A 14,784-nucleotide genomic window follows, 5' to 3' on the forward strand; every position below is an offset into this window, starting at 1 on the left:
TACCGATTTGGGTCTGGGATCGTGACGAAAGCAGAGAAATCCTCAAAAACCGTGACGTAGCCGGTCTCTTCAAGCTCGCTGTCAAGCACAACGGTGCGAGCCAGACCCGTCTCAGCGCGGCGACTGGAATAGCCCAAGGCCATGTGAGTCTGATCATCCGAGGACAACGCCAGGTCACCGACCTGGAGGTCTACGAGCGCATCGCCACCGGTCTCGGACTACCCGACCACGCCCGCATGCTCTTCGGCCTGGCCCCCGTGGACATCGCGTCCCCCACCGGGGACCACGGCGACAACCACCAGGAGCAGGCCGACGAGCTGATGGCCCGGATCGAGGCCGCCGCCGCTGTCGACTCCACCATGGTCATGATCCTCACCACCGACACCAACAACCTGCGTCTCCTGGACCGCCAACTCGGCGGGCTCGCCATCGCCGACAAGATGCGCGCCCAGATCGCCCAAGTAGAACGCGCTCACCGGCACGCCGTACGGCCCGGCATCCGCGCCCAACTCGCCCACGTCCTCGCCGAGACCTCATCACTCGCCGGCTGGCAGGCCATCGACACCGGCGCCCTGAACGACGCGTGGAACCACTACGAGCACGCCAAAGCCGCCGCCCGCGAAGCCGACGATCCCGCGGTGCTCGCCTACGTGTCCGCCGAACAGGCCTACGTCCTGGTGGAACTCGGACGGCCGGCCGAAGCCACCGAGCTTCTCCAATACATCCACACCACCCACCGCGACCGCATTCCCGACCGGCTACGGACATGGCTGTCGGCAGCCGAGGCCGAAGCCGCCGCGATCCTTGGCGACGAGACCACCTGCCGCATGGCGCTCGACCAGGCCGCCACACTCCTGCCGGACGGGGCCGCCGACGCGAGCATGCCGTATCTCTCCCTGGACGCTCACCACCTGGCCCGCTGGCGCGGCAACTGCCTGGTGCGCTTCGGCGACCCTGGCACCGTCGAAGATCTTCGCTCAGCGCTGGCCGGGATGGACGGCACCTACAACCGCGCCGAATCCGGGGTGCGCTGCGACCTGGGCCACGCCCTCCTCGCCAGAGGAGAAGCCGATGCGGCCCAACCCCACATCCAACGCGCCCAGCAACTCGCGACCATGACCGGCTCCCGCCGTCAGCGCAAGCGCATCGAGGAACTCGCCCGAGCGGTTACCCGCTCACTCCGTTGAGCCGCTCCCGCGCCGCATAAAGACCGATCAACGTCCCCGACGTCCAGATGTCACCGCGGGCGATCATCTCTGGAATCTCCGACATCGGCACCCACTCGATGAGATCGGCCTCGATCTCCCCGGTCGGCTTGCTCACCAGCTCTGCACCTCGCACGAGGAACAGGTTGTGCTCGGAGTCGACCATGCCGGCCATCGGCTGATAGGTGATCAGGTGCTCGATCTCCTTGGGCCGATACCCCGTCTCTTCCTCTACTTCACGAGCGGCCGTCGTCATGGCATCCTCGCCCGCGTCGATCAGCCCGCCGGGCAACTCCCACCCCCATCGGTCAGCGAGGAAGCGGTGTCGCCACATCAGGAGCACCCGGTTTTGGTCATCGACCACTACAGCGATAGCCGCTCGATCCAGATGCACCACGTGATGCTCGAACCGCTCCCCATCCGGGATCGCGACGTCAACCAGGCCCAGCCGAATCCACCGGTTGTCATAGATCAGCCGCTCGCCATGGACGATCCAGCGCGTCTGCTCCTCATTGGTAGCCACACAGCGAAGCTACAGCCCAACATCTCCGACGTACACGGGCATCAGCACAAAGCCGCCACGTCCTCAGAGATGTCGAGTGGCACCACATAGGGCTCGAGAAGCGTCAGCTATGCGTGGCCAGTGTCGAGAGTCCTAAGCAGAGTGAGCGGCACCGAGCCGGGGTCAAGCTCGGCTGGCAAGTCATCCAGATCGTGCCCATAGCCCGGAGGCACATCAGCCTCTGCCAGCGATAGCAATTGCACCGCCAAGCCCCGCAGGCCCGCTGGGTCACCCTCGATCGTCACGTAACCATCGCTGACCAGAACCTGAAGGAAGTAGTTGTCCGGCCAGAGACGGGGTAATCCACCGTCTGCGGAGTACTTCGGCACCTCAAGCATGACCTTCTTCGTTTCTACCTCGTCCACGCCCACACAATGCCGGACTTCACCGGCTGACCGTGCCCCGCTCGCCTGCACGGTTACGGACCGTTGCGTGAGACGACCCGCCGAGCATCAAGCATCTCCAGGAGAGGACGGCATAACGGCCGAGGCCAATTGCCGAATTGTTCTTGTAGGCATCAAGCGGCGCCGCGCCGCGCCGCCGTACCCGGCCCTCTGCCGCACGCCGACCGGGCGTGCGGCGTGGGCGCCGGTCCCGGTCGGCGGCGACCCGGGCCGTAGCCGCACCGCGAGCCCGCCACGACCGATGCACTCGCCGACCCCAGCGACGCGCCGCCGCCCATCGCCTCCCCGTCCGGATGCCCCGGATCGACGCCAGGCGCGCTCACGTCATAGGTAACTACCAGAGATCGTCGAGGTCACCGATCCTCTCCCGGAGCACACGAGCGTCCTTCTTGGGCAGGACGTGAACCACGGCATCCAAGAGCGCACGAAGCTCGACGGGATCAGGACAGCACAGCATCTCCCCACAGGATTGCACCGGATCGAAAAGCCGGTGCCATGGATCCCGTAAGAACAGCGTCCAAGCGCGTAACGCCTCTTCCGCCGCGCCAGGCCAGTAGCGCTCGTACTCCAGACGAGCGACTGCGATACGCCCCCGGTACGACAGGCCCGGGATTGCCGAAACTCCCGTGGCAGTTCTCTGCGAACGCCATGGACCATCAGTGCGGATCTGAGCCGGACGCCTACGCGCCATGACCCTTTCGTGTGATCGACATAGCATTATCCTGCCACAGGCTGAACTTCAGGCAAGATCTCCTTGAGCGGTGCCACCCTCACGATCGCCTGGCGGTGGCTGATCTACGTGCAGGGTCGGGGGCGATCGACGGGCCGGGGTCTCGTTCCTCGACCCCGGCCCACCGAGCATCAGAGCGACGAAGGTGCAGACGTTCCCCATGTCCCTCGCGTGCCCGTTGCGTGCCCGTCAGGAGGGTGATCAAGGGGGAATCACGGGGACTCACGGCCACTCGACCCGCTCCCCCGCAGGTCAGCCTCTTTCCCGCTCAGCGGCAGGCGCGATAGAGACTTCCTAAACTGATAGTGCCTTGGCTGTACTAAGCGAGAAAGCTGGGGGTTATTCCGGGTCGGAAATCACGAGTCCGGTCCCGGCGATGAACCCGTCCAGCAGGTCGGGCCAGTACTGCATGGGTTTGAGTCGGTTCTTGATCAGGATGGTGAGCTGATCCATCGACGCTCCGCATTGGCTCTGCCCGCCTACGCTCCCGACCTCAACCCGGCTGAAGGCGTTTGGTCCAACCTGCGCACCAAGGTCCTCAACTTCGCCATCGGCGGCATCGATCGTCCAGAAGTCGGCCACGGCGCTCGTCGGATAAGGGCGGGCTCAGAAATCACGGAACAGGCGGATAGCTGAAATGAGCGCCCCTGGGCCCAGGAAGAATCCCAGAAAAAACAGAGCAGACATGAAGTCGATCGCCGAAAACGCTTGATTCGCCAGATATGGCGAGAGGATCTGAGCCGTCAGATATGCCGTTGCCACCAGGTGGGCGAGGAGGACTGTCCTTTTGAACCATTTTCCCGGCCATGGGGCGGCGGCCCAGGCGATCGACACGATTAGAACGCCTACCCATGCGAAAACTCCAGCTCCCACGCCACTCCCTCCTCGGCTATGCAAAGACAAATGAACGACTGAGCGCCAGAAGGTCATCCTTCTGGCGCTCACCTCTATGAATCAGCTAGAAGGTGGAATGCAGAAGTTGCCAGCTGCAGGATCCGCTGGACCAGTAGCCGGGGGTATGACTCCCCAAGGGTTCCCTCCGCGCTGTGCCAGCGTAGCGCACGCTCCCCATGGAGTGATCGCGACGGTGGGGGACGGAATTCGGCTGAAGCCGACGAAATCACCCTTCAGCACCGGGGAGGAGCTTCCCGAGTAACTACCGCCCTGAGTTATTGCCTGCCCATTGTGATAGAGGTACTGGTCGGGCATGAGGCTGGAGTTGAGAATCGGAAGGGGATAGCCGTTGTTGGGGATCTGTCGAAGTGATCCGTCCCCGCATAGGAGAAATTCCAGTTGCTGCCAGATGGGTGGGGCGTTGTAGAAGATCGAGCCGGTATTACCCGACTTGAAGAAGGCGTTGTATATTTCGTCCGCGACCCTGGACACTGCCTGGGGAACCTTGGGGTTCAGGGGGTTTCCGTTGTTGTCGGCCTCTAAGGCGTCGTAGTGGATTCGGGTGCGCCAGGCTTCGACTCTCCCCGGGACGTCGGTTCCGAGCATCGGGCCGTATCCGATGATGCCGCCTGAGGCGTAGCGAACCTTGATGCAGCTGCTGTCGCCACTGGTCGTCTTCCCCTGCTCGTCCGCCAAGGTCGATGCGCCCTTGTCGATCCATGCCCGGCCCGGGAGGATGCCGTCGCTGTTGGGGTTTGTCGCGGTAAGTCGGCCGTCGTGATGGTTCAGGTTGGCGATCCGGTAGCTCAGATCGGGGGCCGTATATCCGTACCCCTGTTCCAGAGCCGACAGCGAGTCCAGGACGAAGTGGGGAAGGGTGGTGTTGCCTGTCCGGTGCTCGAAGTTGACGTCTTCGCTTCCATTAATGATCTTACCGGCGCCGTCGGCGATGAAGGAGACCTTCACGAAAGACTTGATCTTGTGACTCGTGTCGTCGGTATCGAACCTCGCCGGCTTGGTGGGGCTGGTCGGTCGATCGGTATAGGGATTGGCAAAGTGAACCCAGTTGGCGATTCCCTTCCCCGGTTGGTGGTTGACCGGGTCGGTACCCGCTTCGATCACTTCCTGCCGCCAGCGCTGCATGGCCTCCTTCACCGGTGACATTACGCATGAGGCGGCCGGGCCGTTCTGGCGGGTGGGAAGAGCGATGACGCTTCCGGTCACGTTCAACGCCCAGTCGTAAAGAGCCTGCCGGCTCTTGAGCGGAGTGTTCATGATCCATGTTGAGACCGGATCCGCATCAATGTCCTGGTTCTCATCGAATAGGGCGACGGCCTCCACCGTGTGCTCGACGTAATTTCCCTGTATGGGTTGGAAGGCTATGGCGTCCCAGGCCACGGTCTCCTTCCCCGTCCCGCTCTCCATGACGGTGCTCAGCTGCACCTTAGGAGTGCCGTTGAACAGGAAGCCACCCAGTGAGGTCCACCGGTTGCCTGTGCCGTCCAGGTTTATTATTCGGCTCTTCGTTCCCTTCGCCGTTTCAATCTCGTATTTCGCTTCTTTGGCTGACGCGTAGTGGTCTGGAATGTGCACGAACACTTTGGCGGCGCCGTTGATCTGCTGGCCTAGCGTCCATGTTCCCGTCACCTTGAAGGCCGTCTCGCTGCTCTTGCGGGCATAGGCGAACCACTGATGGCCGCCGAAACCATTGCCGAGCTGGTGGAAGTCGGCCTTGGACACCTCTTTCCCTGCCGAGTTCTTGTCGAACGTGAAGGTCAGGCTTCCGGAGTTCGTCCATCCGCTGTTGTCGCAGCCGCCGCGGATCGCGGGAGCCGTGCGGGGGACGTCGTCGATTATCAGGGAACCCGCAGGCAACCCCGGGGTTAGGCACGGAGTCCAGTAGTCGGTCGGCTCCGCTCGTTCCGTAGAGGCCCAGGTGGCGTCGTACCGAATCGCTCCTTCGTTCCCACACGTGGACGGGCAGTCAGTCTTCCAAACTTTGGGCAGATGCCACCAGCACTTGAAATCGCTTCTCGTGCACGTGCCGGCGGTGCTTCCCGGAGGGGTGCCGGTCGCAGGATTACAGTTGTTGTGATTGTCGCCGCCACCGCTCGGCGCGACGCAGAAGGCGTTCAGGTCGACCACGAACGACGTGCTGCTCTGACCCGGCAGAACCGTGGGCACCACTTGTGTGCGATAGGTGGCGCTGTTCCACCAGGAGGGGTTGTATCCGGCCTGCTCCTGCCACTTACCCTGACTGCTGTCGTAGTAGCTTTTCGTGATGGGCCATGCCGCCCAACCGAGAACTTTCTCCTGGTACGGCCAGTACTGTGGTGTCGCCGCATCCGCGTAGGAGTTGCCGTCCAGGAACGGGTGCCGGCCGGGACGCCAGACCGAACTGGAGGGGTTGTTGGTCCATCCCAGCCCCCACGCTCCGCCGTTCGCCGCCGCCTGCGACTTGGGGTGCCAGCCGGAGTTGTAGGCCCAGAGGGCGAAGTACCAGTTCTCGAGCTTGGAGGGGTCGCCGTTGTTGGCCAACATAGTGCCGTTGGTGTCACTGCGGATCTGGTTCCACTTCTGGCTCAGCGTCCGAAGGCCCGCCGCGATGTTCGTCACGTAGTCGACGGCGACCGCTTTCTGCACGTTGGCCGGCCAGGCGGTCTCCCCGGGGCGTTCGGAGCCTGCTTTCCTCATTCCGTCGGTCTGCTGCGATATCCCGTATCCACAGTCGGCCGAGGAGAAGTCGATGTCCCAGTCGTTGGACGGATCGTTGTCGTACAGGTTGAGACCGTAGTAGTTGCCGATGAGGGGGTTGCCGGTCTCTCCTTCGAGGGTGCTTCGCTGAGCCTGCCAGAGGTTCGACTCCTGAGCCAGGATGCCGAGCATGATGTTCGTGGGGACGCGTCCGCCGCCTTGGAGGCTTTCGGCGGGGAACATCGCTTGAGGGGACCAGTTGGGAAGCCCCGACCCCTTCCAGTTCACTGGCCTGCTCAACGTCAGCCGCTGGAAGACCAACTGGTCCACCGCCCACTCCACCTGCCGCCAGTGCGGCTGGTAGACCTGGATGTTGGGGTTGTTACGTGGGATCGCGCAGGTGTACCCCTCGTCCACGGTGTCACCCGCGGCGGCGAGGCCGGCTGCCTTCTGCCCGCGAGACCTAGCGGCCGCCAGGCGCGGGTTCACCGTGGTCCCAGTGTCGGCCTTAGGCGTTACCTGGGCATTCGGCATCACCTCGAAGGTGTAGGTCGACTTCGTTCCGGGGACCGTGGCGACCACGTCGACGGCCTCCACGCCGGCTACCCCGCTGCTGCCGTTGATCGCGGTGTCCTTGGGATTCCCGAGAGGCCCTTCCCGCAGGCTGTGGCGGGCGGCGCTGGTGACGACGAGTTCGCCTTTGGAGGAGACCTGACCGGTGGCTGGGGCGGTCAGGACAGTCACCGTGCCGGGAAGGTTTTGGACCTGCTCCGCTTTTCCGAGAAGGAAGACCTTGCCCCCGCTCCCTGCATGGATCGAAAGCTCGCCGAGAGCGCCCGTGGCCAAGGTCCGAGTCTTACCGCCCTGGTAATAACGGACGGTCGTACGCCCGGCTACCGCTTCGGCGAAGGCTATCCCGCCTTGATCGTCTACCCGGATGTCGAAGGGAACGGAGGCAGTGCCGACCAAGGATTTCACCTTCCCCGTCATGGAGATGGAGACGAGGGAGGCACCTCTGGCCGCTACATACCCCTCCTTGTAGGGAACCGCTGAGGTGATCTGCCCCCGGATCACTACGGGGTCGGCGGATTTGCCCGTGCCGGTCTCTACCCTGAGCAGCCGGCTGGTGGGGTGCTGCTCATCTGCGCCCTGGGTGAGCGCGACGGTGTCGCCGTCACCGCAGCCCGGATTGAAGTACGCCAGGCTGGCCTGGTCCTTGAGCTTGGTAACCGCGCCGGTCTTGATGTCGATGACCGCCGCGAAGGCCCCCCTCGCGAAGAGCGCGGACCTGTTGGTGAAATAACGGGGAGCGTACACGGCCATCACGCGGTCTCCCGACCCGGTCAAGCAGGCGTTTCCGATCCACTGATCGGTGTCCATGCCCGGCTCGCTGAGCGTGGTAACTGTTTGCCATTGATAGCCGGTGCTTCTCTCTGCGGCTAGCACGTGGAAACCGGTGGAGTCGCCCGACGTGGCGAGGGCGACATCCTTCGACGCTCGCCATCCCTCTGACAAGACACGATCTCGCTGCTCGGGGGGCACGTAAGAGAGGGCGGGCGACGGTTCGGGAGGTGACTGCGATGTCACTTCCGTCTTATTTTTGTCTCCTATCGGCTCGGCCCTCGCACCGCCTGTAGGCGATGCCAGCACCCCGGACAGGAGCGTTCCGACGGCGACCGAACTAAGGACGAGTTTTTTGAGTACGGGACGCGGCACTAAGCACCACCAGGGTTAGGGTCGTGAACCGAAAAGAAGATGATCTGGTCGAAGAGGGTGTTGCACCACAATCGAGCCAGGAAGCCTTCTCGATTCGCAAGAACAGAAAGATGAAGGCGAGCCGGTGATCTGTTCCAGAGAAGGGGAAAGACATCTATACGATGGCCCGCCGTCGTCGGGCACGGTCGATTCATGAGAAGGCACCTGTTCGAACTTTGTGCGCAACTGAGAGAGGATAGGATTGAGATGTCCCCAGGAGGGATGGGCGCTGGGCGAGTAGAGTGATGGTTTTCGACGGTCTTGTGGGCGTAGTGGCAGGCGACTGCTGACTCACCCAAATCCCACTGCGACCTCGGCGAACGTCTCACCTTTGTGCAAATAGGCCAGGACAAAGAGAGACTGCTTGTCAGGGATGAGCTGGCGCCAAGGGGAATCGATCTTTGATCAGCGCTGACGCAGGACGTCGGTCAGGTAAATAGAAGTCCGAGGTGATAACAGCAGCCCGGCGCGGTAAAATCGCACACGTCCCTTGGCGCGATGGTTTACCTGGGTCGCAACCACTTCATTAGAGATTCCTTGTTTTAAACAAGATGGTTCATCGTGGCTAGCATGCATCCCGCAAGATAAGACCGGAATGGCTCAATATATTTGAATAAAACTTCAGGCCCGGCATTTTTCCGAACCGAGCCTGAAATATTATAATAATCTAGTCTTGAATGTTGATCGATTTAATCTTTTGGATTGTATCTAAAGCGCTCAGCTGTTTGTATTTTAGGATCCCTGAGCGTTATTAACCATCGCACTGAGCTGCTTCTTGGAGATGGCAAGCTCGTCCTTGTGCTGATTGATTAGCTGATTTTGATATGCGACCTCTACTGCCACCTGAATATTCAGGAGATTGGTACGGGCGCGGCATTGAGCGTCCGTGGTTGCGATGGTGTTCTCCTCGGCACTGCTGGGGGCAGCCCAACGAGGATCATTTCGAGCCTGGTTTGGGCCGGTGTAGTTAAACCCTGCCGCTTTCATACAGGCAACCCACTCTTGTGTAGCCTTCACAACGCGGCTGTCTCTAGAGGCCAGACCGCCAGCCTTAAACGCCAAGTCGCTGGCGTCTTCGCGCACTGGAGTAGCGTTCTTCGGCATGATCGCAGCGCGGGCTTCACCCTCACAACCACCGGCGGGTACCGGCTGGCCGTTGTAAGTTTGGGTCGTGCCGGTGAATACTCCCGTCGCAGCTTGCTGCTGCTCCAGCGTTGCTGGGGTTGTGCGCCGTAGGTGGCCTGAGTCGGTATTGTTGATCTGCAGAGCGTCGTAACCAGAGTGTTTTGCCTGTTCAATGTCTAAAAACACACTCAGTGGTGATTGGCGAGGCGGAAGTCGGCGGGAACCGACGATACCTTCCAATCCGAAGCGGCTCATACATGCTTGCTCTAAACGCTCCCATGCCTGGTTGCGTGTGTTGATCTGATCAGCCGACAAGCGGAACTGATCCAGAGGCAGCTTCAAGTCCGCCGCCCTACGAATGACAGGAATGGCTCCGATCGCGGGCTCGTCTACCTTGGTTGCGGACTCATCCGGATCGGCTGTTGATGGTGGCGCCGAAACATCCGGTTGGGGAACGGAGGGTGAGGTGAGTGGCTGGGGAAGGGCAGGGAGCGACGGAGTAGGGGTTACGGAGGGTTGGAAGTACCCTGCGGCGATAGCGCTCATCGCCGGCACTGTCGCATAAATACCGATGCTAGCTGCTGCTACACCTATGACGACGGGAAGTTTGCTGCGCATGGACTACTTTCCATTTATCGGCGTATTGAATAACGTTTGAAGAATGAAGGGGGTGGTCGCCTGGTTAGACTCCGGGGCCGAGCGGCTCAAAGAGCTGGGCCGCGGTGCCGTTACATCCCCACACCCATAGCTGGCGGCCAAACGTCCACTCGCTGTTTGGGTTGTCGATGCACATTCCTGCACTGACGACTGGCCGCATGGCCTGACAATAAGTGCCGGTTGTATGGCATTGATTGTATTCGGGGGCATACCACGTTAAGTACCAGCGCTGATTGTTCTGAGCTAGGTAGTTGTGAACGTAGACTGGCGCGCCACTGCTTGTTCCCGACGCGCCATGGCCAGTCAGAACGTAATAGTCCGATGGATAGCTGTTATTGGCATAAGCGTAATAAACGACCGCATTATCAGTATCTCGAACCCAGCCCGACCACATCTGTGAAGCGGTGTATGGATTGCTATCTCTCTGCCATAGAACAACGGGATTGCCGTTCACGTTTCTGGCTCTATAGTTATCCATCACGCCGGCACCGATGGAGATGTTGCGATATCGGGCTGTCCCGATAGGACTCCACTGATCGGCGTACGCTATCTGGGTTATGCTGACAAGGATTGCGAACATGGTCAACACCGCAATAAAGCGCGCGCGGTAAGAACGGTGGGCTATATGACGCATGTGAACCTTTCTCCGAAGTGGACATAAAGACGTTCTAATACACGATAATATCAATCACCGACAGTCTCTATTCGATAGCCTTACGTGTTCCATGTTCGTCACGTATTGGAACAAAGTGATCTTAAGCATCAAGTGGCCCGTTGTGCAATACGGTAATCGTTAAACACTTATGGTAAACCCCTCCTTGCGCAGAGTAACAATTTTAGTTAACCGGAGAGATGTATTCACAAAACAAGCAGTTGGATAGCTTTTGTGTGAAGGCCGAAAATGTTTTTCGGTCAACCGTGAGCGGCGCTCGCTATAAAAGGAATGTTCTGCACTCCAGCCTTACTTAGTGATCTCTGAGGCATTGCCGCTGGTAGTGGCATCGTCTAGCTCGGCTCTGATGGCATAACCGCCACGTGGACCACCGGCGAACATGGTGCTCATCGAGCGGTGGCCGGGTCGGCGACGCGAACAGGCGGCGGATCTCGTTGACAGGGATGATCATCGATCGGACACCGGCCTTCTTGCCCATACCTGAATGCTCTGCCTGTTTGTCCTGGTCAACCACATCGTCTTCGTCCAACAGCGCGGCTCGAGTGACGGCAAGGAAGGCCGGCGCCGGCATGCCAACGTCATGTACCGGTACCAGGCCGGATAGAGCCGGACCTGGTAGTGGTCGAAGGCCGCCTCGTTCTTACTGGTCTGGAAGCACTACTCGATCGTCCAGCGGGCGCCGGACAGCCACCAGACGGGCAAGCGGTACCGGGGCTGGGGTGTGGCACAGGTGGAAGGCCAACTCGGTCGGCCTGCTGATGGAGCGGTGGATCGGCAGTGGGTGCGCGGGGGGCGGTGGTAGCGATCAGTACCCAGTCGTAGCGCCGCTCTCCTTTAGCGCCGTTGCTGCACGACAGGCGGTGCCAGGCCGTCCTACCGAGCTTGGTAGCGATGACATCGACGCAGACCTTGCCCGTGCCGGTGGTGATCTGATGGTCACAGGCCACGGTCAGCACGTAGCCGATCTGCTGGTTTTCCAGGAAACGGCGTAGTGGCCAGTTGTCGCCGTAGGCCTTCATCGGCCGTCACCCAGCCGAACGGGATCCCGGCGGCGATCGCCCGGTTGATCATCGCCTGCAGCAGTTGCGGTTCGGTGGCGAAACCCACCTCCTCGGGGATCTTCGCTGTGGCGCACCGGCCGGCGTTGGCGATCCCGGAGGTGCGGGGCAGGTAGAGCTCCCGGTTCAGCAGAGCGTGCCCGCGGGGTACGGCGTAGCCGAGGAACACCCCAATCTGACAGTTGGTGATCTTCCCGGTGGTGCCGGTGTACTGCCTCTGGACCCCGGCTGAACACATGCTTTTCTTCTCAAAGCCGGTGTCGTCGCCAACCAGCACGCCATCGGCGGCACCAGATGGTTGATCACATGGTCGCGGACCCCGTCAACGTCTCAGCGGGCGACCGACATTAGCCGTTGCATGCCGTCCGGCGTCGCTTCCCCAGCATGCTCGACCAACAACCAGCCGGTCGTGCGTTGAAGTACGGATAGCAGCCCCTGGAGGCAGGCGCGGGCACGCAGCCGTACTTCCCGCCCCTTGAAGCGGCTCGCCGCCTGGGCGAAGGTGCCGTCCAGTCCGGCCTGCAGACGAGCGGCGCTGAGGTGTTCTAGTTTGGCCAACGCAGCCACCGCATGATCTTCAGATCCATCACACTTGAATGATCACAGCGGTGGCCGTTCATTGTAGTTGTGGCCCTATCCCCACAGATTCGCATGCGCACAATCGCCCAACCTCGCGATCTACGGCTGGAGTACTAGGCCATCATCTGCTGGCGCCGCTCCAATTGCTGATTGCATCCTGTTAGGAGTTCTTAGGAGCGACCTGAAACATGATCGGGATGGTGCTCTTAAGAATGGTCCCCGGAAAAGGAGATTGACCGATCACGATCCAATCCGCCGGGACCTTCACGTCCTGGCCATTCACCGGCTGGAAAGTTGCGTCGAATCCGAGATCAGTGATAGTAGTTCTTGCAGTCTCCGCATCTTGATTCCAGAGTTTAGGCATTTTAGGCAAAGCGGCAGAAGAAGGGGTGGTCGATTCTGGAATTACTTCTGCCGACGAAGCAGCCACAGGATACGATACGGCAGGATTTTGGTCAGGGAGGACCAGCGCTAAGGTAGCGACAGCAGCGGCCCCAAAGGCGATGATGCACACAAGGGTCAGAGGTACAGTCAGAGATCGGCGCATAGACGATACTTACCATGATTTCACTCTTCGCGAAAGCATGTATTGATTACGGTATACATCGACATCATGAGTTATACGCAGGGCGGAGGGTTGTCCGCCGAGCGAAGAGCCTTCCATGAAAGGCTGTGTCTGTAGGCGGCCGAAATATCGCCCGAGATGAATCGAGCACGGTCATCGCCTGGGACCTGCAGATCGATCCTGAGCAGGACGAGCGCGATGAGCACGAGGATCTCCTTGAGCACACCCTTGTCGAGAGACTGCCAGGCGATGTTGACGCCGAGGACATTGACATCACAGTGGTGGGCTCGGCAAGGCACAAGATCAGACCGCGGCCGCCACGCCCCAACCTTCAAGGCGCCGCCGCCAGCTCGGCGGTCTTTGCCGCGGCCTCCTGCTCACGACGGGTCTTGGCCCGGCGGACGCGGGTCATGATGCCTCGACTACCTCCGCCTACTGAGGTTGAACTCGTGGTGTCGTGTGTGGTTATGCCAGCGTGAGGGTCAGTCCGGTTCCTGCGAGGCAGCCATCGATGAGGTCGCTGCGGTATTGAAGGGTGCGCAGTCCTTGTCGGACGGTGCGGATCAGGTGCTCCGGGCCGGTGAAGGCGACGTTGGCCAGGAAGCAGCGCCGTAGCAGCGACCAGATGCCCTCGACCGGATTCAGATCGGGGGCGTAGGTGGGCAGCTGGATGACGGTCAGCCAGTCCTGGGCGGCGATGAAGGCACGCATCCCACCGGTCAGATGGGTGTTGAGATTGTCCCGGACGAGCACGATCGGGCCGCCGAGCCGGCGGTGTGCGGCGATCAGCAGGTCGCGGTAGTCGCTCCAGGCGAAGGATTTGCGCCCGTCGGGGCGGGTGTCTGGGCGGGGCCGGTAGATCAGGCGGGAGCGGTGCCCGGGTTTGTAGCAGGCCAGAGCGGCGATTGAGATCCGGCGCCGGGACCGGCCCCGCACGGTGATGACGGGGGTCTGGCCGCGCGGGCTCCAGGTGCGTGCGATCGGCGGCGTCATCGACAGACCGGTCTCGTCTTCGAAGACGATCCAGGCGCCGAGCGCCGCCGCGGATCTTCCACCTTCGGCCAGGTTTCCTTCACCCGCCCGGTCACCGCCGCCTGGTCGCGCTCCAGGGCGCGCCGGGCCGGGATCTGGCAGGAGTAGCCGTTGCGGATCAGCAGCTTGCGCACCCCTTGGAGGGTGTAGGTCAGGTGGAAGCGCCGGCCGATCAGGGTCGTGATGCGAGACAGGGTCCAGCGCTGATCGGGCCGGCCGTGCCGGACGGGTCCCTTGAGCAGTTCTTGTTCCAGCGCGGCGAGCTGCTGTTCGCCGAGTCGGGGCAGGGAGGCCGGCCCGTGTGAGTGCGGTGTGCCGGCCCCGCCGCTCTGCCGGTCCTTTCTCCAGCGCTGGATGGACCGGACGCTGATCCGCAGGTCCCGGGCGATGACCGTGCTGGATTTATCGCGGGCGAACCGCTCGGCCGCCTGCAGCCGTAGTCGTTCGCGGAACGCTCTTCGCTCGGTGGAAAGTCCTCCGCCTTGTGCGTACCTCATGATGTGGGTCTACCCGGCAATCAACACACGTCAGGAGCTACGACACCACGAGTTCAGCCTCAGTAATGTGCCACCTCCACCTACTGACGAAGAAAGTTGGGCGTCATAGGTTGCCCGGAGTGCTTGTCTGCATTGTTTTCCCAGGTGACAGCCTGAGAGCATGAGGTACTCAGACAGGATCGGGGGCTGTCTGGCCGGCATGAGACGCTGCGGCTCCGGGCAGGAGACACGGTTGCGTCCACGTACGGGGTGTACGGCAACGGGATATAGCAACGCTGCCTTACACGATCACACGTCACCGGCTCGTATCCACCGCTCGAACAGGGTCGGTCATGACGTGCAATATGCGCGCAA

11 protein-coding genes and 1 pseudogene are annotated in these 14,784 nt (G+C 61.4%); 1 reads left to right on the forward strand and 11 read right to left on the reverse strand.

Translation table 11 applies throughout. The annotated features are described in order from the left end of the window. Positions 1 to 143: 143 nt before the first annotated feature. Entirely contained in the window at positions 144 to 1,187 is a 1,044-nt protein-coding gene (locus tag ACQPYK_RS04235; RefSeq protein WP_433250485.1) for an XRE family transcriptional regulator, read from the forward strand. On the opposite strand, the gene ACQPYK_RS04240 is transcribed toward ACQPYK_RS04235, so the two are convergent. The 11 genes and pseudogenes from ACQPYK_RS04240 to ACQPYK_RS04290 form a co-directional block, all read right to left on the reverse strand. Continuing rightward, positions 1,168 to 1,728, reverse strand: coding sequence for an NUDIX hydrolase (locus ACQPYK_RS04240; protein ID WP_433250488.1), 561 nt, complete (start codon positions 1,726 to 1,728; stop codon positions 1,168 to 1,170). The two genes, ACQPYK_RS04235 and ACQPYK_RS04240, sit on opposite strands and share 20 nt — an antisense overlap. 107 nt (positions 1,729 to 1,835) lie before the next feature. Continuing rightward, entirely contained in the window at positions 1,836 to 2,132 is a 297-nt protein-coding gene (locus tag ACQPYK_RS04245; protein WP_433250491.1) for an Imm32 family immunity protein, read from the reverse strand. Between the two features lie 1,108 nt (positions 2,133 to 3,240). Then, a complete protein-coding gene (locus tag ACQPYK_RS04250; RefSeq protein WP_433250494.1) occupies positions 3,241 to 3,483 on the reverse strand; it encodes a hypothetical protein in 243 nt (80 codons plus the stop codon). Between the two features lie 24 nt (positions 3,484 to 3,507). Then, complete coding sequence (locus ACQPYK_RS04255) at positions 3,508 to 3,735, reverse strand: hypothetical protein (RefSeq protein WP_433250497.1); 228 nt, start codon at positions 3,733 to 3,735, stop codon at positions 3,508 to 3,510. Between the two features lie 120 nt (positions 3,736 to 3,855). Then, entirely contained in the window at positions 3,856 to 7,869 is a 4,014-nt protein-coding gene (locus ACQPYK_RS04260; RefSeq protein WP_433250500.1) for a hypothetical protein, read from the reverse strand. A gap of 1,107 nt (positions 7,870 to 8,976) precedes the next feature. Next, on the reverse strand, positions 8,977 to 9,711 hold the full coding sequence (locus ACQPYK_RS04265; RefSeq protein ID WP_433250503.1) for a hypothetical protein: 735 nt from the start codon (positions 9,709 to 9,711) through the stop codon (positions 8,977 to 8,979). A gap of 340 nt (positions 9,712 to 10,051) precedes the next feature. After that, a complete protein-coding gene (locus ACQPYK_RS04270) occupies positions 10,052 to 10,660 on the reverse strand; it encodes an RICIN domain-containing protein (RefSeq protein WP_433250506.1) in 609 nt (202 codons plus the stop codon). Between the two features lie 331 nt (positions 10,661 to 10,991). Then, a pseudogene (locus ACQPYK_RS04275) lies at positions 10,992 to 12,315 on the reverse strand (IS701 family transposase). 181 nt (positions 12,316 to 12,496) lie between these two features. Further along, a complete protein-coding gene (locus tag ACQPYK_RS04280; RefSeq protein ID WP_433250509.1) occupies positions 12,497 to 12,850 on the reverse strand; it encodes a hypothetical protein in 354 nt (117 codons plus the stop codon). A 516-nt stretch (positions 12,851 to 13,366) separates the two neighbouring features. Beyond that, positions 13,367 to 13,894 (reverse strand): transposase, encoded by a 528-nt coding sequence (locus ACQPYK_RS04285; protein ID WP_433250512.1) that lies wholly within the window; start codon positions 13,892 to 13,894, stop codon positions 13,367 to 13,369. Then, positions 13,891 to 14,430 (reverse strand): winged helix-turn-helix domain-containing protein, encoded by a 540-nt coding sequence (locus tag ACQPYK_RS04290; protein WP_433250515.1) that lies wholly within the window; start codon positions 14,428 to 14,430, stop codon positions 13,891 to 13,893. Before ACQPYK_RS04290 ends, ACQPYK_RS04285 begins: the two co-directional genes overlap by 4 nt. Between the last annotated feature and the right edge of the window lie 354 nt (positions 14,431 to 14,784).

This window comes from Streptosporangium sp. CA-135522, from assembly GCF_050949235.1.
Lineage (GTDB): Bacteria > Actinomycetota > Actinomycetes > Streptosporangiales > Streptosporangiaceae > Streptosporangium.